Annotated in this window: 23 protein-coding genes and 1 pseudogene; 16 read left to right on the top strand and 8 right to left on the bottom strand. The window is 59.7% G+C overall.

The window, feature by feature from the left end:
* A partial coding sequence (locus CMG77_RS12185) for a glycoside hydrolase family 88/105 protein (RefSeq protein ID WP_286904653.1) occupies window positions 1–1301 on the bottom strand: 1301 nt, incomplete at its 3' end.
* Between the two features lie 195 nt (window positions 1302–1496).
* Here CMG77_RS12185 and CMG77_RS12180 point away from each other — a divergent pair.
* From CMG77_RS12180 to CMG77_RS12175, 3 genes are all read left to right on the top strand, one after another.
* Window positions 1497–2270, top strand: coding sequence for a 5-oxoprolinase subunit PxpA (locus CMG77_RS12180; protein ID WP_286806795.1), 774 nt, complete (start codon window positions 1497–1499; stop codon window positions 2268–2270).
* Between the two features lie 3 nt (window positions 2271–2273).
* Window positions 2274–2966 (top strand): 5-oxoprolinase subunit PxpB, encoded by a 693-nt coding sequence (pxpB, locus tag CMG77_RS15960; protein WP_353743490.1) that lies wholly within the window; start codon window positions 2274–2276, stop codon window positions 2964–2966.
* Complete coding sequence (locus CMG77_RS12175; RefSeq protein WP_286904651.1) at window positions 2959–3897, top strand: 5-oxoprolinase subunit C family protein; 939 nt, start codon at window positions 2959–2961, stop codon at window positions 3895–3897. The genes pxpB and CMG77_RS12175 overlap by 8 nt, the downstream gene beginning before the upstream one ends.
* Before the next feature lie 10 nt (window positions 3898–3907).
* Here the strand turns inward: CMG77_RS12175 and CMG77_RS12170 are convergent, their stop codons facing one another.
* The gene (locus CMG77_RS12170; protein ID WP_286904650.1) at window positions 3908–4807 is read right to left on the bottom strand and encodes a DUF1853 family protein; all 900 of its coding nucleotides are present in this window, start codon (window positions 4805–4807) and stop codon (window positions 3908–3910) included.
* A gap of 129 nt (window positions 4808–4936) precedes the next feature.
* Here CMG77_RS12170 and CMG77_RS12165 point away from each other — a divergent pair, with 129 nt between their 5' ends.
* Window positions 4937–5542, top strand: coding sequence for a TetR/AcrR family transcriptional regulator (locus CMG77_RS12165; protein ID WP_123638402.1), 606 nt, complete (start codon window positions 4937–4939; stop codon window positions 5540–5542).
* Window positions 5543–5595: 53 nt separating this feature from the next.
* Here CMG77_RS12165 and CMG77_RS12160 read toward each other — a convergent pair whose 3' ends face one another.
* Genes CMG77_RS12160 through CMG77_RS12150 form a run of 3 tightly spaced genes read right to left on the bottom strand, consistent with a single transcriptional unit; the run spans window position 5596 to window position 8664 of the window.
* Window positions 5596–6663, bottom strand: a complete 1068-nt coding sequence (locus CMG77_RS12160) for a putative urea ABC transporter substrate-binding protein (protein WP_286875951.1) — start codon at window positions 6661–6663, stop codon at window positions 5596–5598.
* A gap of 19 nt (window positions 6664–6682) precedes the next feature.
* On the bottom strand, window positions 6683–7615 hold the full coding sequence (locus CMG77_RS12155; protein WP_286806785.1) for a hypothetical protein: 933 nt from the start codon (window positions 7613–7615) through the stop codon (window positions 6683–6685).
* Window positions 7612–8664 carry an isopenicillin N synthase family dioxygenase gene (locus CMG77_RS12150; protein ID WP_123638399.1) on the bottom strand — a complete coding sequence of 351 codons (1053 nt, stop codon included), beginning with the start codon at window positions 8662–8664 and terminating at the stop codon, window positions 7612–7614. Before CMG77_RS12150 ends, CMG77_RS12155 begins: the two co-directional genes overlap by 4 nt.
* A 392-nt stretch (window positions 8665–9056) precedes the next feature.
* Here CMG77_RS12150 and CMG77_RS12145 point away from each other — a divergent pair, with 392 nt between their 5' ends.
* Window positions 9057–10163 carry a histone deacetylase family protein gene (locus tag CMG77_RS12145; protein WP_286806781.1) on the top strand — a complete coding sequence of 369 codons (1107 nt, stop codon included), beginning with the start codon at window positions 9057–9059 and terminating at the stop codon, window positions 10161–10163.
* Window positions 10164–10165: 2 nt separating this feature from the next.
* Here CMG77_RS12145 and CMG77_RS12140 read toward each other — a convergent pair whose 3' ends face one another.
* The 3 genes and pseudogenes from CMG77_RS12140 to CMG77_RS12130 form a co-directional block, all read right to left on the bottom strand.
* A complete protein-coding gene (locus tag CMG77_RS12140) occupies window positions 10166–12052 on the bottom strand; it encodes a sensor domain-containing diguanylate cyclase (protein WP_286875954.1) in 1887 nt (628 codons plus the stop codon).
* A 37-nt stretch (window positions 12053–12089) separates the two neighbouring features.
* A pseudogene (locus CMG77_RS12135) lies at window positions 12090–13019 on the bottom strand (imelysin family protein).
* A gap of 212 nt (window positions 13020–13231) precedes the next feature.
* A complete protein-coding gene (locus CMG77_RS12130; protein WP_286904649.1) occupies window positions 13232–13888 on the bottom strand; it encodes a histidinol-phosphatase in 657 nt (218 codons plus the stop codon).
* A 149-nt stretch (window positions 13889–14037) separates the two neighbouring features.
* Between CMG77_RS12130 and CMG77_RS12125 the strand changes: the two genes are divergently transcribed.
* The 11 genes from CMG77_RS12125 (at window position 14038) to CMG77_RS12075 (ending at window position 24685) form a co-directional block, all read left to right on the top strand.
* The gene (locus tag CMG77_RS12125; protein ID WP_286904647.1) at window positions 14038–14565 is read left to right on the top strand and encodes an RNA pyrophosphohydrolase; all 528 of its coding nucleotides are present in this window, start codon (window positions 14038–14040) and stop codon (window positions 14563–14565) included.
* Window positions 14559–16823: a phosphoenolpyruvate--protein phosphotransferase gene (gene ptsP, locus CMG77_RS12120; protein ID WP_286904645.1), complete on the top strand. Its 2265-nt coding sequence runs from the start codon at window positions 14559–14561 to the stop codon at window positions 16821–16823. Before CMG77_RS12125 ends, ptsP begins: the two co-directional genes overlap by 7 nt.
* A 100-nt stretch (window positions 16824–16923) precedes the next feature.
* Window positions 16924–17757, top strand: a complete 834-nt coding sequence (gene lgt, locus CMG77_RS12115; RefSeq protein ID WP_286804459.1) for a prolipoprotein diacylglyceryl transferase — start codon at window positions 16924–16926, stop codon at window positions 17755–17757.
* Window positions 17758–17789: 32 nt separating this feature from the next.
* Window positions 17790–18629, top strand: coding sequence for a thymidylate synthase (locus CMG77_RS12110; RefSeq protein WP_123638391.1), 840 nt, complete (start codon window positions 17790–17792; stop codon window positions 18627–18629).
* 31 nt (window positions 18630–18660) lie between these two features.
* The gene (gene folA / locus CMG77_RS12105) at window positions 18661–19161 is read left to right on the top strand and encodes a type 3 dihydrofolate reductase (protein WP_286804460.1); all 501 of its coding nucleotides are present in this window, start codon (window positions 18661–18663) and stop codon (window positions 19159–19161) included.
* Between the two features lie 277 nt (window positions 19162–19438).
* Window positions 19439–20221 carry a DUF3450 domain-containing protein gene (locus CMG77_RS12100; RefSeq protein ID WP_123638389.1) on the top strand — a complete coding sequence of 261 codons (783 nt, stop codon included), beginning with the start codon at window positions 19439–19441 and terminating at the stop codon, window positions 20219–20221.
* A complete protein-coding gene (locus tag CMG77_RS12095) occupies window positions 20218–21603 on the top strand; it encodes a MotA/TolQ/ExbB proton channel family protein (RefSeq protein ID WP_286904642.1) in 1386 nt (461 codons plus the stop codon). The genes CMG77_RS12100 and CMG77_RS12095 overlap by 4 nt, the downstream gene beginning before the upstream one ends.
* Window positions 21604–21613: 10 nt before the next feature.
* The gene (locus CMG77_RS12090; RefSeq protein ID WP_286904641.1) at window positions 21614–22141 is read left to right on the top strand and encodes a MotA/TolQ/ExbB proton channel family protein; all 528 of its coding nucleotides are present in this window, start codon (window positions 21614–21616) and stop codon (window positions 22139–22141) included.
* A gap of 41 nt (window positions 22142–22182) precedes the next feature.
* Window positions 22183–22587, top strand: coding sequence for an ExbD/TolR family protein (locus CMG77_RS12085; RefSeq protein WP_286904639.1), 405 nt, complete (start codon window positions 22183–22185; stop codon window positions 22585–22587).
* Window positions 22588–22593: 6 nt separating this feature from the next.
* On the top strand, window positions 22594–23220 hold the full coding sequence (locus CMG77_RS12080) for an energy transducer TonB (protein ID WP_286904637.1): 627 nt from the start codon (window positions 22594–22596) through the stop codon (window positions 23218–23220).
* 10 nt (window positions 23221–23230) lie between these two features.
* Window positions 23231–24685, top strand: a complete 1455-nt coding sequence (locus CMG77_RS12075; RefSeq protein ID WP_502691889.1) for a tetratricopeptide repeat protein — start codon at window positions 23231–23233, stop codon at window positions 24683–24685.
* Window positions 24686–24717: the final 32 nt, after the last annotated feature.

The raw sequence follows: 24717 nt of genomic DNA, 5'->3' as shown, positions 1-24717 counted from the left end.
CCTGCCACCCCGCCGATGATCAACTGCCCGTCGTGAATGATGGCGCGCGGGTCCTGAAACCAGCACCAGCCGCTGTTGTGCATGAAGGTCTGAATGGTGGGCTTGGCGGCTTGATCGTTGGCCGTTTCCTGTGACTCAAGCAGCTTGTAGACTTCCGAGCCTGCGGCCAGAAAGGCACCGACGCCATAGACTTCGGTGTAATCCGGGAAGGACTCCCCCGGTTCGGCGCCGACCGGTTGCACATGCCCTAACAGGCCTTCATCGGTCACCGCATCGGCCAGCGCCTGCCAGGCGCTCTGTACCACCGGTTGATAGGTGTCCCGATCGAGAATTCCTTCATTGATGCCCCAGGCCAGGCCAAAGGTGAAAAAGGCGGTGCCACTGGTTTCCTTGATCGGATACTGCGCGGGGTCGCCGAGCAGCCCCATGGACCAGGTACCATCGTCTCGCTGAACGGAGCGGATCTTGCGAGCCATTTTTTTATAGAGTTCGAGATAGAAATCCCGTTGCTCCCAGTCTCTAGGCAGATCGGGAATCATCAGCGCCAGGCCGGCGAATACCCAGCCATTGCCTCTGGACCAGTAAATGTTTTCGCCGTTTTTCTCGCGCTGATCGAAGAAACTGGAGTCCCGAAAGAACAGCTGATCCTCTTCGCTCCAGAGCAGGTCATGGGTGGCGAGGTATTCCTGGTGCATGAAATCCAGGTACTTTTCCTCTCCAGTGACTTTCGCCAGCCGGGCCCACACCGGGGGCGCCATAAACAGGGCATCACACCAGCCCCAGCGCTCGTGTGCGTGTGTGTTTTCGGCATTCCAGTCCAGGGTACCGGTTTTCGGGTTTTCCAGTATCCAGTCAAATTGGGACCGCACCGGGTTCAGCATGGCCGGGTCATTGAAGTCTTCGTACAGGGCGAGGTAGAACTGGCCCACCACATGGTCATCGGCATGGTAGGGGCGCCGGTGCAGGGCCCAGTCGTTGCGCTCGCCGATCATCTTCAACCACTCGGTATACTTGGGGTCATCGGCGATTTTGCGCCACTGGTTCATGCCCGCGTAGAGCGCACCGTTGTGCCATTCCAGGTCGTGATACTGCTCCCGGTTGGCCCAGTCCGGTGGGTCCTGGGGCAGGGCGCGGTATTTGCCCTGCTCCTCGAAATGCTCGATCTGCCAGTCGGCCACTTTTTGGGTCAGGTTTTTGACCGATTCGGATGTGAATTCCGGGGATTGGGGTTCCGCCGTATGCTGACAGCCAGCGGCCAGCAGCAATGTGCATAGCGATAGGGCGCGCGCAAGGAATCTCATGCGGTTGTTCTCCATTCTCTCGTTTTATTATTTATGCCGTTTGTATGCAGCAGGAATGCTAGCACTTATTGTAGGACAATTCGATATACGTGGTTGCGGTAGGAGCCCCCGGCGCTCCGCTTCCCAACACGCCCTCGAACCGATTCCGGTCATTAGGGTAAACTCGTGCAACTACTGATGTTTGGAGAGGCCTCTATGACATTCGGCCAGCCGCACAACCGGCTACTGCTCAACTGCGATATGGGTGAGAGCTTTGGCCCCTGGACCATGGGGCGGGATGAGGACGTCATGCCGCTGGTGGATCTGGCCAATATCGCCTGTGGCTTTCACGCCTCGGATCCGGTCACCATGACCCGCACGGTGCTGTTGGCCAAGCGGGCCGGGGTCGATATTGGCGCGCACCCGAGTTACCCGGATCTGCAGGGCTTTGGGCGGCGCAGCATGCAGTGCAGTCCCCTGGAGATTGTGGCCCTGGTGCACTATCAGATCGGCGCTCTTGCCGGTATTGCCAAAGTGCACGGAATGGCGCTCTCCCATGTCAAACCCCACGGCGCCCTGTACAACGATATGATGCGCCATGAGTCGGTACTGCGTGCCGTACTGGAAGCGGTGGCGACCTACGATGCCTCTTTGCCTTTGATGGTTTTGGCCACGGCCGATAACGAAGCTGTGGGGACAGTGGCCGATGAATTCGGGGTGCGGCTGTGGTTTGAGGCGTTTGCGGATCGGGCCTACGATGAGCAGGGGTTTCTGGTGCCGCGGTCTGTGCCCGGAGCCGTTCATAATGATCCCGAAGTGATTGTGGCCCAGGCGCTCAGCCTGGCTACCAGTGGCCAGGTGCAGACGCTGGAGGGAAAGACGCTGACCCTCGATGCCACCACCCTGTGTGTGCACGGAGATAACGACGACTCGGTGCGGTCGGTGCGGCGTATTCGTGATGCATTGGATGGCTGGTACCAGGAGAACTGACCTTTGGCGGACTGGACTCTAGAGCCCGCCGGAGCGGACGGCCTCCTGCTGCGCTTTGGTGATCGTATTGACCCCGCTCTGGTGCCAAAGATTCGTGCGGCCACGGATTGTCTCGCCAGNCGGTTGACCGGCCGTGTGCGAGATCTGGTGCCCTCNTANACCACCTTGCTGGTCGGTTTTGACCCGCGATACGAATCGTTTGATAGCCTCGCTCCCCTCATTGAGTCGTTACTGAGCGAGCTACTCACGGCGCCTTCCCANGCCGGNCNTCTGGTGGAGATTCCGGTGTACTACCACCCCTCGGTAGGNCCCGATCTGGAGCGNGTGGCNGCNNNTCACCNGATTACNATCGACGAGGCNNTTCGCCGNCATACCGCCCGTGAATACACGGTGTATACCATTGGTTTTGCGCCGGGCTTTGCCTATCTCGGCGAGGTGGCGGACGAGNTGGCCACGCCNCGNNTGGACAGTCCCCGAAAGAGCGTACCGGTCGGCTCAGTGGCGCTGGCAGACCGGCAGACGGCAGTGTATCCGGTCAGTACNCCGGGCGGCTGGAATCTNCTGGGGCGCACCGCGCTCAAGATGTTCGACNCCGACCGGGACAACTTATGCCCGGTCGCACCGGGCGACCGGGTGCGGTTTGTGTCCATCAGCCGGGACGAGTTTCTNGCGCAGGGAGGGTGGCTGGATGACTGATCGTCNCACCTTCGGACTGACCGTNATCAAGCCCGGTATGCTGACGCTGCTGCAGGACCTGGGGCGGTTTGGCTATCAGCACCTGGGGCTGACCCCCGGAGGGGCCGCGGATGAGCAGGCGTTTCTCTGGGCCAACAAGCTCCTGGATAATTCACCCAANAGTGCTGCCCTGGAAATTACACTGGGGGGGCTGGAATTAAGAGTAGAGAAAGCCATCCGCATTGCCCTGACCGGNGCTGACCTGCAGGCAAGCTGTAATGGCGTGGCATTGGCCAATTGGCAGACCCATAACGTCAAGGCCGGCGATCGGCTGCAATTCGGATTTCCCCGCAGTGGTGTTCGNGCCTACCTGGCGGTGGCCGGCGGGTTTGTGNTCGCNCNTGCGTTCGGNTCGGTNGCGACNGTNGTGCGCGAGCAGATGGGCGGGCTCGATGGTCGGGGGCGCCCGTTNCAGGANGGNGACNGTTTGNCCTGTGCCGTTAGTGAGCNCGGAATGTTGCGCCGAGTGCCGCCNCGCTNTATTCCCGACTACGNTGAACCGCTGACNGTGCGAGTGATGGAAGGCCAGCAGCGGGCCCTGTTTGACGACGCGCAGATGAACCGGTTTTACGCCAGTGAGTATCGGGTATCCACCCAGAGCGATCGCATGGGCGTCCGCCTGGACGGGCCNGGGCTGCATCCGACCGAAGGAGGGATTGTCTCCGAAGGCATTCCCTTTGGCGCCATTCAGGTCCCTCCCAGTGGTCAGCCCATCATTTTNCTCAAAGACCGTCAGACCATCGGTGGCTATCCCAAACTGGGTACGGTTCACCCGCTGGATGCCTTTGCACTGGCTCAGCGCCAGCCGGGTCAGNTGATCCGGTTCACGTCAGGGTCAACCAATGAGGTCAATGACTACCGGGAATTTCTGCGGTTTATGCACGAGCCGTGATTGAGAGATTTCAGGCTCTGTCGGGCCAAGCGCNGGGCATGACAAAAAAGCGGTCGCGCTCGACCCAGTAGCCGGATTCCGGGTCGGGTGCCAAGGCGGAAAACAGGCGNGGGGTTGCTCTCTCGTGAATCTGCGCGAGTGTGGCNTGGGTGGCCTNGACGNCGGGAGTNGAGGTCTGCATCCAGGGCCCGAGCCAGTGGGNTTTTTTCAGTGGCACCCAGTGNCGGGTGTCCACCTGTTCGATGTCTTCCAGATACAACCAGTGCCCGCGCAAATGATCTGGTGNGGCCTGGACCGGCGCGGGGTAGTCCTCCTGCCAGGGATAGAACAGGTAGCCGGGCATGATGACCCGGGCGGTGCGGGGCGTGTCGATGCCGAGCGCCCGCAGGGCTTCTGTGGTTTCCGGGCGGNGGGTCAATCGGCTCTGGTGCTCGCGCAGGTGGCGGGTTTTCAGGTCCAGTCGGTCCCGGGCGTTGGGACCGTACCAGAGTGGCTCAATGCCATCGGGGGCCGGATGGCCCAGGTAGAACTTCACGGCAATTTCGTGGTGCTCAAGCTCGCCGGTATCGGGGTTACGAAAAATAAAATCCAGCTCGCCCAGGGTTCGTCCCTGCCCCCGAATCGGCAGATTGTTGATCACTTTTTCCCACCCCAACAGCTCGGTCATCAGGCAGTCGTACAGGCGTTCAAAATACAGCCCCAGGCGCGGCGGCGGTGTGTCACTGAGGAACGCCGGGCCCGCTTCAGGATGGGCGGCCCAATGGTCCAGCGTCATGCGGATGCGGTCCTGTTCGTGAGGTGACAAGTGCCAGCGCCAGGCCTCCTGCCAGAGCGGTGGTGCGCTCAGCAGCCAGGCGAGGTGGCGCAGAGGACTCGATGAATAGCGCGTCGCGGGAATGGAAGTGCTCATGGGGCCAGTGTATCCCAGTTGTTCGGGTTTTACCCCTGACCCGGGTTTTACTTTTGAGAAGCGGCCTGAACTGTGGTCAAATGGTGTTCACGCCACTGACCACGCCCCTGAACACCCGAGGTAAGCACCATGCCAAGAGCCGCCAAATACGACCGCAAGACCGCTCTCGACAAAGCGGTATCGCTGTTCTGGGCCCGGGGCTATCACGGTACCTCGCTCAAGCAGTTGGAGCTGGCGCTGGATATGCGCCCCGGGAGTCTCTACGCCGCCTTTGGCAGTAAACAGTCCCTGTTTCTGGAGGCGCTGGATGTCTACGCCTCGGACTTACTGAAACAGCTGGACGAGCAGCTCAAGGCGGCCCAATCCCCCATGAATGCCCTGCAGGCTTTTTTGCGCCACATGGTCATCGGGGACTCTCCGGCGTCTGAACCGCCCGCGCGTGCCTGCATGATTGTAAAAACGCTACTGGAGGTGACCGAGGAGGATGAGCCTTTGGGAACCCGGGTCAATGAGCTGTTGACCGACATTGAGGAGATCTTCGAGGACTTGCTCAAGCGCGCCCAGCGCGAGGGCGAACTGCGTGGGGATGTCGATTGTGAGCGGCTGGCGCGTTTGCTTCAGGTGCAGATCATGGGCTTGCGCACTTTTGCCCAGCGGCATGTGGACGATCAGACGCTGGAACCATTGCTCGAAGATGTGAATACGTTGCTCGATGGCTACCGGGTACGGCACTGACCTTCCGGGTCAGTGCCGTCTTGGGGCTCATCCTTTACCGCTTCCGCTTACCTTTACAGTTTTCCTTCCGCTGCCATCTCGACAAACTCGTTGTTGAAACGCATTTTTACATTGTTCTCGTTACCCCAGATGTCGCCATTGGGCAATTCAATGCCAATGTAATCGGCTGACGGGGCCCCATCGCCCAGCAGTCCGTGGCGGAAGGAGAACTCGGTGACGAACGACATGGTTTCGGCCAGTTGCTCGCTGGTGGCAAACGCCAGCTTCTGCTGCGGGGTGTAGAACAGCTCGGTGGCATCGAGTTGCAGCTGATAGCCGGCCAGATCAGTGCCGGACGCTTCGGCCATCATCTGCTTGGCGGCGCGACCTTCCGGCGTATCGGAATTCATGATCGCCATGGCTTCAAACCAGGCACCGGTGACCGCTTTACCCAGCTCGGGGTTGGCTTCCAGGGTTTCGGTGCGGACTGCCATGATGTCCAGAATTTCACCGGGAATCTGGGTCGAGTCAAACACCTTGTTGGCTTGCGGGTGCTTCATCACTTCGGCCAGTTGCGGGTTCCAGAGGGTACTGGCCTGCACTGCCGGGTCGTTGAAAGCGCTGGCGATATCCGCATCGGAGGTGTTGATGACATTGATGTCGCGCTCGGTCAGACCCACCGATTCCAGGGCGCGTGCCAGCGCGTAATGGGAAACTGACAGCTCCAGCAGGTACACATCCAGGCCCTTGATGTCCTCCAGGCTGTCCCGGTCTTTGAGCACGACGGCGTCGTTGCCATTGGAGTAATCGCCAGTGATCAGTGCCGTGGTGTCGACACCGGAGGCGGCGGGAATGGTCAGCAGATCCATGTTGGTCATGGTGGCACCATCGAAGCGCCCGGCGGTGTACATATTGATCGGCTCAATGTAGTCGTTGATCTGTACCAGCTCGACTTCAATGCCGTACTTCTCGGCCCACTTGTCCATCAGGCCGGTTTCGTTGATGTAGTACCAGGGCATCCAGCCGACGTAGATCGACCAGGCCAGGGTGAACTTCTTCGGCTCCTCCTGGGCGTGGGCAAAAATGGCGGACAGCGACAGCAGCGCGGTCAGTGTCAGGGTTTTCAGAATGCGAAGGGTCATAATGTTTCTCCGGTGGCTTTTAATTGAGAACTTGGGTGTAGCGGGTCAGGGTGGCGGCTTCCCGGCCGAACCAGGCTTTGGCCTCTGAGGTCCAGGGCGTGTGCAGATCGAAGGGGCAGTGTGCCTCCAGTGTATCGATCTGGTAGCGGCGCTCGTGGGTGACTCCGTCAAGATTGAATCGGTGACGCACCTCCTGGTCTTCAACGAACCACTCGGATGTGGTTCTAGGGGAAAGGGGCTGGCCGATTCGGTCGGGTCGCGTGCTGTGTTCAATGGAATAGCCTTGGCTCAGTGAGCCCCGGGCCACAGAGGTTTCAAAATCGAACAGGCGCTGTATCGTGTCCGGACTGGCCGACTCAAGTTGCTTCTGGAGGCTTGCATCGTTCGACAACGGCTCCGGGCGACCGAGCACCAGTGCCGCATGATCGCCTGCGATGATCAGTCCGCCGCCGCGGTGAACGCAGTCACCGGTATCCAGGTTGCGTTGCTCGATCATCCGCAGTCCGATCAGGGGGCCGGCCTCGGAGGGTTGTGCGCGCCAATCCTCTACGTAGGCGCCGCTCGGTGCGAACTCGATCATGCAGTTGCCGATGCGCTTGAGCTCGGCCGGCTCCGGCCAGCGGTTGTGGGTCTGCAGCGCGGTCTCGTCAAACCAGCTCATTAGTTCGCCATCCCATTGCGATCGCGCTTCCCAGCCTTCGTAGTCGGCGAGGCGGCGCAGTTCCGCGGGGCTGTATTCATTCAGTGCCTTGGCGGGCACCTGCTGCTCTGCAACCGGCAGTCGCAGATCGATGGTGGTATTGCGGCTCTGGAACCAGTACACGATGGTCTGGTTGTCGGACTCGCCACTGGCGAAACTGATGCAGCGGCGACGAAAACAGCCCAGCATCCAGTCGGGCACGCCGGCGGTGGCCGGTCGAGCGTGACGTTCCAGTAATTCCTGCAGAGTCATACCGCGCCCCCCGCCTTTTGGCCGAACGAGGACAGGCCTTTGGCGCCCTCTGGCAGCTCCAGTTCGCCTCGGGCCAGGCGCTGTTTCAGGTATTCGAACGTCTGAATGGTCTGGGCGTACAGGTGCTCCCCGGCGATCAGGGGTTCGTAGCGCGGTGGCTGATCGTCGCTGACCAACTCGGGCAGCGGTTCAATTACCGTGTCGTAATCGAGATTGCAGAACATCGGGAAGGAGTAGCGCTCCTCGGCCACTTTACGGACCCGGTGAGAGGTAGCCACGAAGGCACCGTTGCTGAGCGCTTCCATCATGTCACCGATGTTGATAACAAAGGCATCGTCCTGCAGTGGAACATCAATCCACTCGCCTGCGCCGTTGAGCACTTCGAGTCCGGGAGCCGTGGGCTTCAAAATGGTGAAGCACTCATAGTCGGTGTGGGCACCAATCCCCGGGGTGTCCGGCGGCAGGTCCGGATTGTACGGGTAGTGAATCAGCCGCAACTGACTGGGCGGGCGACGGATGTGTTGGCTAAAGGTGTCTTCGGCCAGGCCGAGCGCCAGCGCAAAACCGCGAAACAATTGGTGCCCGAGGGCGAGCACCGATTGGTAGTAGGGGAGTATGTCTTCTTTGAAACCGGGCATGTCCGGCCATTGGTTGGGGCCCAGCATCGGGCGGCGATGTGCCGGCTCGAGCATATCGTAGCCAATGTCGTAGGCTTCTTTTTTGTCGACGCTCTTGGCGCCGTAAAAGCGTTCCTCCCCTTCCGGGACGTAGCCGCTGTGATTGACGGAGTGGCCAATGTACTGACGCATTTTTTCGGCGTAGGGCAAGGCGAAGTATGCTTTGGTCCGGGCGATCAGTCGCTCGGTGTAGTCGGCGGGGATACCGTGGCCGACCACATACAGAAAGCCGGCATCGCGGGCCGCCTGACCCAACTGCTCGGCGGCGGCCTGGCGCTGGCTCGGGTCGCTCGACCCCAGGCCCGACACATCGACCACCGGCAGCGTCTGGAAGGCGGTGTGTGGATTGTCTGAAACTTTGCCGGGTGTCATCTGGATTACCTCTCGGTTTGTGCTCAAGGTATCTGGTCGTCCAGATGGTAAGCCGGCCCTCCTCGGCCGTCCGGGTCGTCCCGGGGGTCATGGCATCGCTCAATGATGAAGGCGGACGTCCCGGTCCGTGCCTGATCGCTGGAGATCAAACGGTCCTGACTGAGAATCTGCAGAATTCGTACCAATCACGAGGGCAGGGGCATACGTGGTTGATCTGTCTGGGGTTTTTCGATGGCGGCATGGTTCGCTGACTGATGGATGCTGCTCGGAACGGGTGTCGTTGCACCTTTTTGGGGCAAGCGCACCGGCGGATGATGTTTTTTGGGACACGGCGAAACCGGGTTGACTGGTATATGCTCAAGAGACCACGGGTTAATAGAAAGGGGACAGGAATGACCGGCGTGAAGGAGGTGTTGGTTTGCTACGACGAACGGGTATTGGCCCATGAGCCGGATACCAACGCGGCGTTTTTACCCGGCCGACTGGACAAGCGGGTACGACAGGTGCTCTCCGGGTTGAATGTACAGTGGCGCTACCCCGAACATCCGGGGAGGGTGACGGCCATTCTTGACCTGTTGGCGCGCGCGCCGATCGAGGGCGTCCGCCTGACCGGTGGCCGTGCGGCCACCCCCGAAGAGTTGTCGCGGGTACATACCAGTGCCTACCTGCAGGACATCTATGCCCTGCGGGGCAAGAGTGCCTGGCTGGATCTGGATACCACGGCCGTGTCTCCGGGCAGTGTTGAAGCGGCCGAGGTGGCGGCGGGTACGGCCATCGCGGCAGTGGAGGCGGTGTTTAACGGTGAGGCCGAGCGGGCTTTTGCGTTGATCCGCCCACCAGGTCATCACGCAGAGCCGGTGCGGGCAAGGGGGTTTTGTCTGTTCAATAATGTCGCTGTGGCGGCGGCTCATGCCCAGTCGGCGCTGGGCTGTGAGCGGGTGTTGATTCTGGATTGGGATGCCCACCATGGTAATGGCACTCAGGACATTTTTTATGCCGACCCGGATGTGTTGTTTTTTGATATTCATCGGGCCGCCCCTTTTTATCCGGGCTCGGGGGCGCTCGAAGAGGTCGGTGCCGGGTTGGGGGAAGGGGCTACCGTTAACGTGCCGGTTCCGGCAGGGACCGGAGATCGGGTCTACCTGAAAATTCTGCGCGAACTGCTCGCCCCGGCGGTGGCCAGTTTCAAGCCGGACCTCATTCTGGTGTCGGCGGGGTTTGATGCCCACGGGTATGATCTCGCGCTGAACGTGTCGTACGAAGGCTTTGCCGCCATGACCGGAGTCCTGCAGGCTCTGGCGGATGAACACTGCCAGGGGCGGTTGGTCATGGTCCTGGAGGGCGGCTATAACCTGGAGTCGCTCTCGCACGGGGTGCACTCGGTGCTCCAGGTCATGGCCGGAGGGGAGGTGCCGGAGCCCGCCGTGTGCGGTCTGGCCGAGGCGGAAGCGGCGATCGCCTTTCATGTTCCGGCGTTCTGGGCCGTGGAGGGAGACTGACCTCAGAGGTGTTCCAATCTGGGCCGGGGAGTGCGATCGGTGGCAGAGCAGTAATGAATGCAGTCCCGCCCGCGGTCCTTGCCCGAGTAGAGCGCCCGGTCGGCCATCGCGTACAGCTCATCCGGGCTCAGGCTGTAGAGGGCGCTGACCAGCCCGACACCCAGTGAGGCAGTCAACTGCGTCGGGACACCGTCAGCCGGCGGCGGCGAGATCGGCAAGGGAATGGTTTTGAGCGCCTGGCGGAAGGCCTCCAGCCGCTCTGAGACGGTGTGCAGATTGCGCGTATAAAACAGTATCGCAAACTCCTCTCCCCCCACGCGAAACACCGCATCCCCTGAGCGTTTCCAGTGCAGCTGCAGCAGGTCGCTTACGTTTTCCAGCACCCGGTCCCCGGCGGGGTGTCCGTAGTGGTCGTTCAGTGCCTTGAAGTGATCCAGGTCCAGTAGCGTCAGACAGAGAGTCTGGGTGGGCTCACGTTGCAGTCGGCGCAGTTCACTTTCCAATTTGGGGTAAAAGGTGCGTCGGTTGAGCAGGCCGGTCAGGGCATCGGTTATCGACTCCCGCTCCAGTTTGTCCGCCAGATTCTGCAGCTCGCGGGTTTTGGTTTCCACCCGCTGTTGCAGCTCGGCATTCAACTGTTCTTTCTGCTCGATCAGCTGTTGTTGGCTGACCAGATCTTTCTGTTTGAGTTCGTTAATGCGGTAGGCCAAAGCCAGTGATAGCACGAGAATTTCGATCAGTGAGCCGAGGTTGAGGGCATTCTCCAATAACCAGCTTGAGGGCAACAAACCGAATACCCGAGCGTAGTAGGCAAACACTGCGCCGATCAGCAGCGTCCAGGCGAGCAGAAAGATACGGGCGGAGACCGATCCTCGCAGCGACGCGCGGGCTCCGGCGTACAGCACAACCAGAAGAATCACAACGGCGATAGGAATTAGCACCGCAAAAGTGGTTGCGTAGACATCCATCACCGCCAGCCCTGTGGGGATCAGCAAAAGGGCGCTGAGCCCCCAGAGCAATCGGCCGGTGAGTGGGAGTGTCTGTCTGAGGTTGAGGAAGCCCTGGGTGAACGCCACCAGGGAGAAAAACAACCCACAGGACAGTACCGCGACCGCCATATTGTTGAGGGTGGGGTAGTCGGCCAGCAGACTGATGCCCAGGTAGCCGCGAAATGCCAGATTCCAGCTGAGGAAGAAGAACAGGTAGACGCTGTAGAGCACAAAGTTCCGCTCGCGGGTGACCAGGCCGACGATCAGGTTGTAGAGCAGCAGGATGGTGATGGCGCCGTAATAAAAGCCGAATCCGAGGGACTCGGCATCATTGCGTTTGAAAAACGCCGCGTCGCTGCTGAGGGTCAGCGGCAGTGCATCGTAGAGGCCGTCGTGACTGCTGAAGCGAATCAGCAGGGTTCCGCTCTGATCGGGCGTCAGCGGTAATGAAAGCGCAAAAGCCCGGTAGCGGAAGGGGCGGTCACTCAGCGGCCGGCGGTCGCCGGTGTGCCATTCGCGGACAGTACCGTCGTCGATCATCCACCAGGCGTCAATGTAATCCTGCAGAGGTTGGGCAATATCCAGGATCAGCCGCCGAGGGCGGGTGTCGGTATTGGTGATATCCAGCCGGAGCCAGTAGGCACGGTCGCTGAAGCTGAAGTTGGGGGCAGAGGATGACAGGGGTTGCCAGGCTCTGGTCGTATCGGCCAACAGGTCTGAGGGCGTGAGGTTGCCCTCCTTGGGTTGCTTGAGGATTAGCGCCTTGCCGGTCAGGTCGTAGGTGTCCTGCCCCGGGGTGATGTTCAGGGAGTGGGGCGCGTGCGGGTCATTGCCCCAGGCGGGCGATGCGAGCAGCGAAAACAGCAGTGACAGACTCAGCAGCCAGTGGCGTCTGGTCATCAGGTCCCTCCTTTCCGTGAGGTCCGGGTTGTCGGGTTTACGGCGCCGGTGCAAATTCCGGCGTCGGTGTGCTCAGCGCCTGTCCAAGCGACCGAAGTTGCTCGCTCAAGCCCTGGGGATCAATCTCGTCCGCTTCATTCAGATTCCGGCTCAGTGTCTGCCATTGGGGCTGCCAGTCAGTGCGCGTCGGCTCGGGGACCAACCACTGCACGACCGCTGGATCTCCGGCGTTCAGCAACTGGTCGGTGCCGGCAAGGGCGCTGATCACCACACTCAGGGATTGTCCCGCAAAGGCGTTGTGGGCCAGTTCAGGTTCTTCGAGTTGCGCCAGCTCCCGGGGCAGGCGCTCCCGCAGCAGTGACCGGAGCGCGTCGCGCAACAGGGGCAGTCGGCTGGAGGGGCTGAGCTGTCGGTAGGTGGCGGGAAGTCGCCCGCTGGTGGATTGCCAGTGTTGCTCGAGCAGTGCCAGGTCGTCCTGCAGTAACTGGCTGATCAGACGCACCAGGGCGNGGCGGCGGTTGTTGGGCAGTTGATCGACGGTCCGTTCGGCGTTCATCGGGTCGTCCCCGGCGGAGGTGCGGGGCTCGAAGTCACTCACCGGTCGGTCGCCCTGCTCATCCCAGAGCAGGAATTCCAGCGCGTGCAGGCCCAGAGCCACGTCGGCCTCATCGGTCAGACCGTGCTGNTCGNGCAGGGTCTGNGCGTTNATGGAGAGGGTAATGTCGTTGACGATGCCGCTGTAGGGATAGTTCTCCAGGCCATCCAGNTACCCGGGNTNGATGGGGTGNGCNTCCACCTGAAAGGCGANTTCCCNNAGGTCNCCAAACAGGCCGGGACTGCTNTCACCCAGAGTCAGNAGCGGCTCGAGATGGTGCCAGCGNGNGTGNCACTGATGCCAGGCCTCACGGGTGGCCNCNAGGCNGNCCTNCNCCGGCTGAGCCAGNAAAGCGTCGAGNCGCTCNTGCATTNCAGCACAGGCCGTGCGCGCCNCNCTGAGCCACTGCTCNCCCTGCNGCCANGCCGCCAGGGTGCTGTCNGCCAGNGCNGGGTCGGGGGCGGCNATGCTCTGTGTCTCGCNGGGCGATTCATCGGGAGTGGGGCCAGGGGACTCCGGACCCGGGTCGCAGCCGATCAACAGCAGGGCGGTGAGCAACGGGAGNGGGTGGGGGAACCGCATGGTCAGTCCCTCAGGCTGATGATCGGCCATTGACGTGCCTGCGCGGCCTCGGNCAGGCGCGGGTCCGGGTCAACGGCGGTCGGGTAACCCACCGACTCCAGCAGTGGCAGGTCGTTGGCCGAATCGCTATAGAAGTGGGCGTGTTCCAGAGCGTGGGGGTGTTCTTTCAGCCACTCCTTNAGACGGGTGACCTTGCCGCCCTGGAAGCAGGGCGTGCCGGTCGGGCGCCCGGTGTAGCCGTCGGGGCCGCGCTCGGCCTCACTGGCCAGCAAATGGGGANTGCCCAGGCGCTGTGCGATTGGGGTGGTGACCACATCATTGGTGGCGGTGATGATCAGCAGTTGATGCCCTTGGTCTCGGTGGCNCTGAATCAGCGCCTGNGCCTTGTCCAGCATCAANGGCTCGATCCACTCGGACAGNAATTCGCGCTGCAGCTCGGCCACCTGCTGGTCGCTCAGGGAGGCAAAGGGCGCNAGGGAGAACCCNAGGTACTCGTGAATGTCCAGGCTGCCGTCCTGATAGGCGCGGTAGAAGTCGTCGTTGCGGGATTTGTACTCCCCGGGATCGACCAGCGCCTTGTGGATCAGGAATTCGCCCCAGCGGTGGTCGCTGTCACCGGCGATCAGGGTGTTGTCCAGGTCAAAGATTGCGAGACTCACGGGGTACCTGCNGTTGCTTGGCCAAAGCCGCTNAGCATAGCGGCTCCTCAGGCCGGGCTCAACTGCGCCAATTGCTGAGCGCAATGACTTTATGGAACAATAGGCCGGAGTACTTTTATAACGACTGAAATAAGGATTGGCTGAGTCCCGTGATAGACGCCGAAGGTTTTCGCCCCAATGTGGGTATTGTATTGACCAATGACCAGGGCNAGNTGCTCTGGGCGCGGCGCGTTGGGGGGCAGGATGCCTGGCAGTTCCCGCAGGGTGGTATTCATGAAGGNGAGTCCCCGGAGCAGGCGCTGTACCGGGAGCTGCAGGAAGAGATAGGGCTGACCCGGGCGGATGTGGANATGCTNGCCTGCACCCGGGGCTGGCTNCGCTANCGNNTGCCCAGNCGGCTGGTNCGNCACAATTCCCAGCCGCTNTGCCTGGGTCAGAAACAGAAGTGGTTTCTGTTGCGNNTGAAATCTCCCGAGAGCCGGATCTGCCTNGAAAANGGCGGNCGNGCCGAGTTCGATGACTGGAGNTGGGTCAGCTACTGGTATCCGCTGGCGAAAGTGGTTGCCTTCAAGCGCGAGGTCTACCGCCGAGCGCTCAAGGAGCTCTCTCCCTACCACAGCCAACTCGAGGCCGCCTGGTTTGATCCGGCCCGTGCACCGGCGAGTCGCACATGCTGAACTCCCTGCGTTCCATCGTCCAGGAGGTTAACGCGGCGCGGGACCTGAAGACCGCGCTGGCGATCATCGTCTCCCGGGTCAAGACCGCCATGAAAACCGAGGTNTGCTCGGTGTATCTGCGCGGCCCCGAGGGCGACTANGTACTGATGGCGACCGAGGGNCTCAANGCCGANGCGGTCGGTCGGGTGCGNCTGAAAGACGGTGAAGGTCTGGTNGGCCGGGTCGTNACCCGGGAAGANCCCATCAACCTCGAGCAGGCTGAAACCCACCCCAGTTACCAATACTTCCCCGAAACCGGTGAGGAGCGCTTCAGCTCGTTCCTCGGCGTTCCCATTATCCACCACCGTAAAGTGCTGGGGGTGCTGGTGGTCCAGCAGGTGGAGCGGCGCCGGTTCGATGAGGGCGATGAAGCNTTNCTNGTCACCATGTCNGCCCAATTGGCGGGGGTGATCGCCCACGCCGANGCGACCGGNGTGATGGTGGCCATTGGCGAAAAGGCGGCGCAAGCCAAATTTGCCGGNGTGTCCGGNGCCTCCGGGATTGCCATGGGCGAGGCGGTGGTGATNACNCCGCCGGCCGATCTGCGCTCGGTNCCNTATAAAACCTGCACCNATGTGGAGGCGGANCTCGCCTTTTTCCAGAAGTGCCTGCAGGCGGTGCGGGAAGATATCAAAGGTCTGGGCGAGCAGCTCAAAACCCGGCTGAACCGGGAGGAGCAGGCGCTCTTTGATGCCTACCTGGCGATGCTAAATGATGCGTCGCTGGGGAAAGAAGTCACGGAACGGATTCGCCAGGGGACTGCCGCGCCATCGGCCTGGGCCGATGTGATTCTGGAGCACGAACGCACCTTCAGCAGCATGAATGACGCCTACCTCCGGGAGCGGGCGACGGACCTGAGAGATCTGGGTCGGCGAGTACTCGCTTACCTGCAGGAGTCCAACCAGAAGTGCCGCATTTATCCCGATCAGACCATTCTGGTGGGAGAAGAGCTGACCGCCTCCATGCTCGGCGAAATTCCCAAGGACAAGCTGGCCGGCCTGGTGTCGGTGCAGGGCTCGAGCAACTCCCACGTGGCCATTCTCGCCCGGGCCATGGATATCCCCACGGTGATGGCGGCCGTGGACCTGCCCTACACTCAGGTGGATGGGCGGACCCTGATCGTCGACGGCTACAAGGGCACGGTGTACACCGATCCGGGCCCGGAGCTGCGCAAGCACTACAAGGCGATTTATCTCGAAGAGCAGGAGCTGGTCAAGGGCCTGGAAGCGCTCAAGGACCTGCCCTGTGAAACCACCGATCACTACCGGCTGCCGCTATGGGTGAACACCGGTCTGATGACCGATGTGGTCCGCTCCCTGGAGCGCGGCGCCGAAGGGGTCGGCTTGTACCGCACTGAAGTCCCTTTTCTGCTGCGCGATCGCTTTCCCAGTGAGGAGGAACAGCGCTCCATTTATCAGGAGCAGCTCTCGGCGTTCGCGCCTCACACCGTGACCATGCGGACCCTGGATATCGGCGGGGACAAGGCGTTGCCCTACTTCCCCATCGAAGAGGCAAACCCCTTCCTGGGCTGGCGCGGCATCCGCGTCACTCTGGACCATCCGGAGATTTTTCTGGCCCAGATTCGCGCCATGATCAAGGCCAGTGAAGGCCTGGATAACCTGCGGATTCTGCTGCCGATGATTACCAGCGTGCCCGAGCTGGAGGCGGCCAAGGTACTGATCTATCGGGCCTTCAATGAATTGCTGGAAGAGGGCCACTCGGTCAAGCTGCCGCCGCTCGGGGTAATGATCGAAGTGCCCTCGGCGGTCTATCAGGCCCGAGAGCTCTCGGCCCGGGTGGACTTCCTGTCGGTGGGTAGCAACGACCTGACCCAATACCTGCTGGCGGTGGACCGAAATAACGCCCGGGTCGCCGATGTCTATCAGGCTTACCATCCGGCGGTGCTGCGGGCGCTGCGCAGCGTGGTCGACGACGGTCACGCCGAGGGCGTCAGCGTGGGGATCTGTGGTGAGTTGGCCGGTGACCCGGGGGCGGCCATTCTGCTGATGGCCATGGGCTATGACGTGCTGTCGATGAACGCCACCAACCTGCCCAAGGTCAAGTCGGTGATTCGCAGTATCAGCCTGGAGCAGGCGCGAGCGTTGCTTTCTGAGGTGATGACCTTGCCGGACGCCGATCAGATCCGCCAGCGCGTCGACGACACCCTGCGTGATCTCGGCGCAACGCGCCTGATTCGCCCCGCCAGCTCCACCGATTGAGTGCCGGTCGGGCGAAGGCACTGTGTTCGTCATCCAACAGTGGTAGTATTCCCCCGCACTGATTTGTCCCACCGTTCACTGACTGCGATAAGCAAGGCTTATGAAATACCCCGAAATTGACCCGGTGGCCGTGAGTATTGGCCCGTTTGAGTTTGCCGGCCAGTCCTATGGTCCGTTGGATATTCACTGGTATGGTCTGATGTACCTGCTCGGCTTTGCCGGCGCCTGGCTTCTGGCTCTGCGCCGGGCTGGTTTTCCGCATACGGTGGTCCAGCGCTCCCAGGTGGAAAACCTCACGACTTATGTGGCTTTCGGGGTGATTTTGGGGGGGCGCTTTGGCTATGTCTTCTTCTACCATTTCAATTATTGGCTGAGCGACCCGATCTGGTTGTTTCGGGTCTGGGAAGGGGGAATGTCCTTCCACGGTGGGCTGCTCGGGGTCATCGTGGCGCTCGCCCTGTTCGCCTGGCGGAGCAAAGTGTCATTCCTGGCACTGACGGATTTTGTCGCGCCACTCGTCCCTATTGGTCTCGGGCTGGGGCGCCTGGGTAACTTTATTGGTCAGGAGCTGTGGGGGCGCGCGGCCGATGTGCCCTGGGCCATGGTATTTCCCAAAGACCCCGAGGGCATTGCACGGCATCCCTCGCAGCTTTATCAGGCAACCCTGGAAGGGTTGGTACTCTTTACTGTGCTGTACTGGTATTCATCCAAACCTCGCCCCAGGGGCACGGTGGCGGGGCTGTTTTTGGTGCTCTACGCCTGTTTCCGAATTTTTGCCGAATTTTTCCGCGAACCGGATCAGCACATCAGTTTTGACCTGTTTGGCTGGGTTACCCGGGGGCAATTGCTCTCCTTGCCGATGCTCATTCTTGGTATCGGAGTACTGGTGTGGAGCTGGCAGCAACAGGTCAAGCGCCGGCAGTCGGGACGCTGAGTTCGAACGTTTTGGGGATCAGGTAATTCAACATGCAACAGTATTTGGCGCTGATGCGCGATGTCATCGACAACGGTCTGGATCGTGGGGACCGGACGGGAACCGGCACCCGGTCGGTATTCGGGCGGCAGCTTCGGTTTGATCTGTCTGACGGTTTTCCGTTGGTCACCACCAAAACCGTGCACTTGAAAAGTGTGATTGTCGAGCTCTTGTGGTTTCTGCAGGGGCGCACGGATGTCACCTGGCTGCAAGAGCGTGGCTGTAAAATCTGGAACGAATGGGCCACGGCGGAGGGAGATCTGGGTCCGGTCTACGGCAAGCAGTGGCGCAGTTGGGCCTGCCCCGATGGTCGCACCATCGATCAGATCGGCGAGGTGATCGAGCAGATTCGCACCAACCCCAACTCCCGGCGCCTGATTGTCAGTGCCTGGAATCCGGCGGACCTGCCGGATGAGTCCCTGAGCCCCCAGAAGAACGCCGAGCAGGGGCGGATGGCTCTGGCGGCCTGCCATACCCTGTTCCAGTTTTACGTGGCGGACGGGAAGTTGTCCTGTCAGCTCTACCAGCGCAGCGCCGACCTGTTCCTGGGGGTGCCTTTCAATATTGCCAGCTATGCGCTACTGACCCACATGATTGCTCAGCAGTGTGACCTGGGGGTGGGGGACTTTGTGCACACCTTCGGTGATTGTCACCTGTACCACAATCACCTGACCGACGATATTGTCTACGAGCAACTGCGCCGCGAACCCCGGCCGTTGCCAAAGCTGGTGATCGGGCGCCGACCGGAATCGGTGTTTGATTACCAGTTGGAAGATTTCCAGTTCGAGGGGTACGACCCCCATCCGAGAATCAAGGCACCGATTGCGGTGTGAAGTTCGTCACAGAAAAGGGGAACCTCGACGTATGACTGTGGCCTTAATAGTGGCGGCCGCCCGCAATGGAGTCATTGGCCGGAACAATGAGCTGCCCTGGCATCTGCCCGGCGACCTGAAGTATTTCAAGTCGGTTACTCTGGGCAAACCGGTCATCATGGGACGCAAGACCCATGAGTCCATCGGGCGCCCGCTGCCCGGAAGACTCAACATTGTGGTGAGCCGGCAGTCTCGAGAGGCGCGGGATCCGAGCCTGCGCTGGGTGACCAGTATCGAGGCCGCGATAGCCTTGGCCCGCCGGGAGCAGCCGGACGCTGAGGAAATCATGGTTATGGGCGGTGAAGAGATTTACCGCCAGAGTTTACCTCTGGCCGATCGGGTTTATCTGACCCGGATCGACCTGGAGGTGGAAGGGGATGCCCACTTTCCGTCGCTCAGTGGCGAAGAGTGGCACCTCACCGACGAGCAGCCCGGAGCGAATGACGCTTCGGTGGGGCACGTCTTTCAACGGTACGATCGTATTACCGTTTGATGACAGCGCAAAAGTATTGGTCAATTTTTAAGCAGGTGTTACTTTAATCAGACAGTCAGCGGGACAATTTGTTACCTGAGTGATACCGATCTACCCACTTGGGAAACGGTTTCCTTAAAGCATTGAATGTGAAGTAAGCCTCTTATTACAATGCTGCGTTCTTGGCTGCCTCGTAGAGGTTTTTGCCAGCCTTTTGAAGGCACTGTGTGGATAACGTGTTGTGTGGCAGCTGCCTGTCGCAAACTCATCTGATGCAAGCACCCGAGTTGGGGGAAATATGAAAAAGCAGCGATTGAAAGCCGTGGCTCTGACCACCGCGCTTTCTGCCGGCGCGCTAATGGGTAGCGTTGCCGTGGCAGATGAAACCCTGGAGCAGATTCTCCAGGTCGGTGAGGCCAAAACCGCAATGGCCCAGGAATCTCAACAGCGGATTGACCGCCTGGCCCAGGAAACCGACGATCTGCTGCAGCAGTTCAAGGTGGTAAACAAGGAAATTGAAGGTCTGCGTACCTACAATCTCCAGCTGGAGCGTCAAATCGAAGCCCAGCAGCGCGTACTGCGCGATCTGGATCAGTCCATCGAGCAGGTCACCGTGATCGAGCGTCAGATTCAGCCGCTGGTCATGAACATGCTGGACGCACTGGAGCAGTTCGTAGAGCTGGACATGCCTTTCCACCTGGACGAACGTCGTGCCCGCTTGCAGATGTTGCGTGACAATCAGGATCGCGCCGATATTTCCGTGGCGGAAAAGTTCCGCCAGGTTCTGGAAGCCTATCGCATCGAATCTGAATACGGTCGCTTCCTCGATACTTACCGCGATTCGCTGGAAGTGGATGGCCAGGAGCGCGAAGTGAACATTCTGCGCGTTGGTCGTATCTCCCTCATGTATCAGACCACAGATACCGAGCAGCAGGGCGCCTGGGATAAAGAACAGGAAGCCTGGGTTCCGCTCGATGATTCTTACCGGAATCACATTCTCAAGGGTCTGCGCATTGCCCGTGACCAGGCAAGCCAGGACATCATGATGTTACCCGTTCAGGCTCCGGAGGCAGCACAATGAAGATGACGTTTTTGAAGGGCTCTCTGGTTGCCCTGACCGCGGGTCTGCTGAGCGCCAATGTCGCTCTGGCCCAAGACGATGACCAGGCCGGTTCGCTCGACGAGCTGCTGGAGATGGTGCGTGAGTCACGTGTCAACGAATCCCAGGAGCACCGTCAGCGCGAAGCTGAGTTCCGTCAGGAGCGCGGCCAGCAGCAGCAGTTGCTGGAACAGGCTCGCAATACCCGGGCTCAAGAAGAAAACCGCTCTGAAACCCTGGAAGCCCGCTACGACGAGCAAGAGCTCGAAGTGGATGCCAAGCGCAACCAGTTGAATGAGCGTCTGGGTTCTCTGCGTGAGTTGTTCGGTCACCTGACCTCAACTGCAGGTGACTTGCGTTCTAACATTCAGACTTCAATCATCAGTGCTCAATACCCGAACCGGGGTGAGTTCCTGAATGGCCTGATCGACAAGATGAACAGCAACACTCGTCTGCCCAGCATCGAGGAAATCGAGCGCCTGTGGTACGAAGTGCAGCGTCAGATGGTCGAAAGNGGTCGCATCGTCACGTTTAATGGCGAAGTGATCAANCCNAANGGCGACAAGNTGNANCAGGAAGTNGTNCGTATCGGTTCCTACAACCTGGTGTCCGAAGGCAAGTACCTGGCCTTTATTCCGGATGGTGCCAAAATGGAAGAGCTGGCTCGTCAGCCTGCCGGCAACATTCAGGACGCGGCTGCCAACCTGCAAGCGGCCGATTCTGGCCTCGTTCGTGTGGGTATCGACCCGACTGGCCNGACCGGCGGTTCTCTGCTGACCGCGCTGATCGACAGCCCCACCTGGGGTGAGCGCTGGCATCAGGGCGGCGGCGTAGGCTACGTCATCACCGCCGTGGGTATCTTCGGCTTCCTGCTGGGTATCTGGCGGATCATCGTCCTGAGTGCGGTCAGTGCCAAAGTGACCTCTCAGCTGAAGTCCAGCACCCCGAGCGCCAACAACCCGCTGGGTCGTGTGCTGCAGGTGGCTGAGGACAACAAAGGGGTTGATCCCGAGACTCTGGAACTGAAGCTTGAAGAAGCCGTTCTGAAAGAGCGTCCGAAGATNGAAAGTGGTCTGGCCCTGCTGAAGATCATCGCTGCCGTTGCGCCGCTGATGGGTCTGTTGGGTACNGTGGTCGGTATGATTCTGACCTTCCAGGCGATCACCATCTTTGGTGCCGGCGATCCNAAGAACATGGCAGGCGGTATCTCCTCCGCTCTGATNACCACCGTTCTGGGTCTGGTNGTGGCAATTCCGACAGTATTGCTGCACACCATTGTTAACGGTCGCGCCAAGCGTATCATCCACATTCTGGATGAGCAGACTACCGGCATCGTTGCCGAGAACTCCGAGCGCAATAAGTAGGAGATAGACCATGACGGCAATAATGGAAGCGTTTGCAGCCATTAAAGCCTTTTTGGATCAAGGGGGCGGTGTGCTTGTGCTCATCGCCATCCTAACCTTCCTGATGTGGACCCTCATNTTTGAGAGGGTCTGGTACTTCAAAGGTGGTCTGAAAAGCGATGTCCAGGCGGCACTGGATCAGTGGGAAAGCCGTAGTGAGCGGAAATCGTGGAATGCCCACCAAATTCGTGAGGCGATGATTTCCCGGATCTCCGAGAAGATCAACACCAACATGGACATGATTGCCACCATGGTAAGTCTGTGCCCTCTGTTGGGTCTGCTCGGTACCGTGACCGGTATGATCGAGGTGTTTAACGTTCTGGCGATGACGGGCGGCGGCGACGCCAAACAGATGGCCGGCGGCGTATCGCGGGCAACAATTCCGACCATGGCAGGTATGGTGGCGGCCCTTTCCGGCCTGTTTGCCAACACTTACCTTGAGCGGATTGCCGATCGCGAAAATCACCTGTTTGCCGATCACCTGACGATGGATCACTAAGGCGAGCACCCAGTTTAAACCCGGTATTTAAGAGATATCCCATGAGCAGGAACAATCAGAAAGCCGAAGAAGAAGCTCAGGCCATTGACTTGACGCCCATGCTCGATGTGGTGTTCATCATGCTGATCTTCTTCATCGTGACTGCTACATTCATTAAAGAGACGGGGATTGAAGTCAATCGTCCTGAAGCGACCACCGCGGATCCGAAGGAAGAGGCTGCGATTCTGATTGCCGTTNACGCAAATAACGAAATCTGGATCGACAANCAGCAGGTGGACAANCGTGGTGTCCGGGCTCAAATTGAGCGTTTGCAGGCCGAAAACCCGAATGGGACAGTGGTTATCCAGGCGGACCAGGGTGCNGATATGGAGTTTGTTATNGCCATTACAGAATCCGCACGCGAGCTGGGTATTACCAACGTCGCTGTCTCCACTGAAGAGAACTAGGCTGCTATGAATTTTGCAAGAGTAGGTATCGCGGGGGGGTTGTCGGTCGTCGTGACGGTGGCCCTGCTGTTTTTGATGCAGTCCTTGATCAACTCCGACCTTGGTCAGGACGAAAAGCCGGAAGACCGTAAAATCGCCGACATCCATATGCCGGATACGGAGATTGAAACGCAGTACGAGGCGGCTAAGCCACAGAAGCCGGAGGATCCCAATGANCCTCCGCCGGATATTCCGGAGCCCGAGTTTGACTCTCCGGATGTTGATGCGAGTGCTCTGAACATGGCNGCGCCNAGTATGGGGCTCGACATGAACATGGGCACGGGTGGCAACTTCTCCGGTGACGGCGAATATATGCCTATCGTGGCNGTGGCGCCCGAGTATCCACGTCGCGCGGCTCAGCGCGGAATCGAGGGTTTTGTGACGGTAAGCTTTACCGTGACGACNAACGGTTCAACTCGTGACGTAGTGGTGGTGGATGCNGTGGATACCGAAGGTCGCGAGACCAGTATCTTCAACCGTTCGGCGATTCGCGCTGCAGAGCGTTTCAAGTTCCGTCCGCGGACTGTAGACGGNGAGCCGGTGGAAGTGGCCGGTGTTAGCTATCGTTTCGTCTTTGAACTNGCGGACGAGTAGGNTGGGGGTTATGACAGTGAATAAACTACAAGCATTTTTTGCCGGTACGCTGAATCGCAGCCTGTTGGCGGCGGCGCTGATCACCGCTCCTGCCGTCTCNACTGTGGTTGTGAATGAGGTGGCACCGGAGGCCAGTGGTTGGCTTCAGGGCAGTGTTATGGCCCAGGAGCTCATCAGGCCGTCCAGCACGCCGCCGGAAACCCGCCGGATTCCCGGTATCAGNCAGCGGTTGAACGAAGAGCTCTCTGAGGTTCAGAGNTTCATTGATCCGGAAGAAGATTCCGGTCGTGAGCCGGACCTGAACGAAGCGTTGCGTCTGTTGCAGGAAATGGAACGCAACATCGGCGAATACAACGCCTATGAGCAGGCTCAGATCTACAACTTCGTTGCCAATGTCCATTTCCAGATGGATAACATGGATCGCACCATTGATGCGTTCGAAAAGGTTGTAGCTCGTTCTCCGCAGATTCCATCGGGTCTGGAAACTTCCACATGGCAGGTTCTGGGCAAGCTGCACATGCAGGAAGAGNACTTTGATGCAGCACTGGACGCCTTCGAAAACTGGACCAACATGGTCACCAGTATCGACGCCGACCAGTACTACGTGTTCTCTCTGNTGTTCTACCAGATGGGTGATGCGGATCGTGCGCTGGTTCATGTCAACGAAGCGGTTGAGATGGCCGAGCAGGATGGCGAGGTTCCCGAAGAAAACTGGTATGCGATGCAGCGTCTGTTGTACTTCGAAAAAGAAGATTACAGAAACACGCTGAATGTGCTGAAGAAGATGGTTCGGGACTACCCGAAGGTGTCGACCTGGCGCCAGCTGTCTGACATGTACAGCCTGCTGGAAGAGTTCGACAATCGTCTGCACTCCCTGGAAGTGGTGTATCTGCTCGACGGCCTGGACAAGGAAAACATCCTGGTATCCATGGCTTCCATGTATCTCGATCGGGATATCCCTTACAAGGCCGCCAAGGTCCTTGAAAAAGGTATCTACGAGGATGAGATCATCGAGCCGACCTCCCGCAATCTGGAGCTTCTTGCCAATGCCTGGAGCATGGCTCAGGAAGTTGAAAAATCCATGGTTGAAATGGAAAAGGCGGCCGAGAAGTCTGACGAGGGCGATCTGTTCGCGCGCTTGTCCGCTATCTACATGTTGAACGATCGCTACGAAGACTCTATCGACGCAGCTCGTGAAGCGTTGGATAAAGGGGTTGAACGTGCTGACCAGGTGTATCTGCGCATGGGCACTGCCTATGTCAATCTGGAGCAGTATGACGATGCGATTGAGACTCTGAAGGAAGCGGCCAAAGACAAGCGCAGCGAAGAAGCGGCCAAGCAGTGGATCAGTTTCGCCGAGAAAGAGAAAGCGCGCGAAGAGAAGGCTCGTAAAGAAGAAGAGCGTTATCAGGAGCGCAAGCGTAAGTGGGAAGAGGAAGACGGTCTGGTATTGCCAGGCGCTTAAGCCTCTGCTCTCAACGCACAAAAAAACCGGCC

The organism is Marinimicrobium sp. (assembly GCF_002695945.1).
GTDB classification, from domain to species: Bacteria; Pseudomonadota; Gammaproteobacteria; order Pseudomonadales; family Cellvibrionaceae; genus Marinimicrobium; species Marinimicrobium koreense.
The sequence above is the reverse complement of the archived record's forward strand: the minus strand, read 5'-3'. Positions and strand labels throughout refer to the sequence as shown.

Bases quoted from the DNA above. Each gene is read 5' to 3' on its own strand.
- CMG77_RS12180 (WP_286806795.1), top strand. From the start codon at position 1,497: ATGACATTCGGCCAGCCGCACAACCGGCTACTGCTCAACTGCGATATG.
- CMG77_RS12165 (WP_123638402.1), top strand. From the start codon at position 4,937: ATGCCAAGAGCCGCCAAATACGACCGCAAGACCGCTCTCGACAAAGCG.
- CMG77_RS12160 (WP_286875951.1), bottom strand. From the start codon at position 6,663: ATGACCCTTCGCATTCTGAAAACCCTGACACTGACCGCGCTGCTGTCG.
- CMG77_RS12155 (WP_286806785.1), bottom strand. From the start codon at position 7,615: ATGACTCTGCAGGAATTACTGGAACGTCACGCTCGACCGGCCACCGCC.
- CMG77_RS12150 (WP_123638399.1), bottom strand. From the start codon at position 8,664: ATGACACCCGGCAAAGTTTCAGACAATCCACACACCGCCTTCCAGACG.
- CMG77_RS12145 (WP_286806781.1), top strand. From the start codon at position 9,057: ATGACCGGCGTGAAGGAGGTGTTGGTTTGCTACGACGAACGGGTATTG.
- CMG77_RS12140 (WP_286875954.1), bottom strand. From the start codon at position 12,052: ATGACCAGACGCCACTGGCTGCTGAGTCTGTCACTGCTGTTTTCGCTG.
- lgt (WP_286804459.1), top strand. From the start codon at position 16,924: ATGAAATACCCCGAAATTGACCCGGTGGCCGTGAGTATTGGCCCGTTT.
- CMG77_RS12110 (WP_123638391.1), top strand. From the start codon at position 17,790: ATGCAACAGTATTTGGCGCTGATGCGCGATGTCATCGACAACGGTCTG.
- folA (WP_286804460.1), top strand. From the start codon at position 18,661: ATGACTGTGGCCTTAATAGTGGCGGCCGCCCGCAATGGAGTCATTGGC.
- CMG77_RS12100 (WP_123638389.1), top strand. From the start codon at position 19,439: ATGAAAAAGCAGCGATTGAAAGCCGTGGCTCTGACCACCGCGCTTTCT.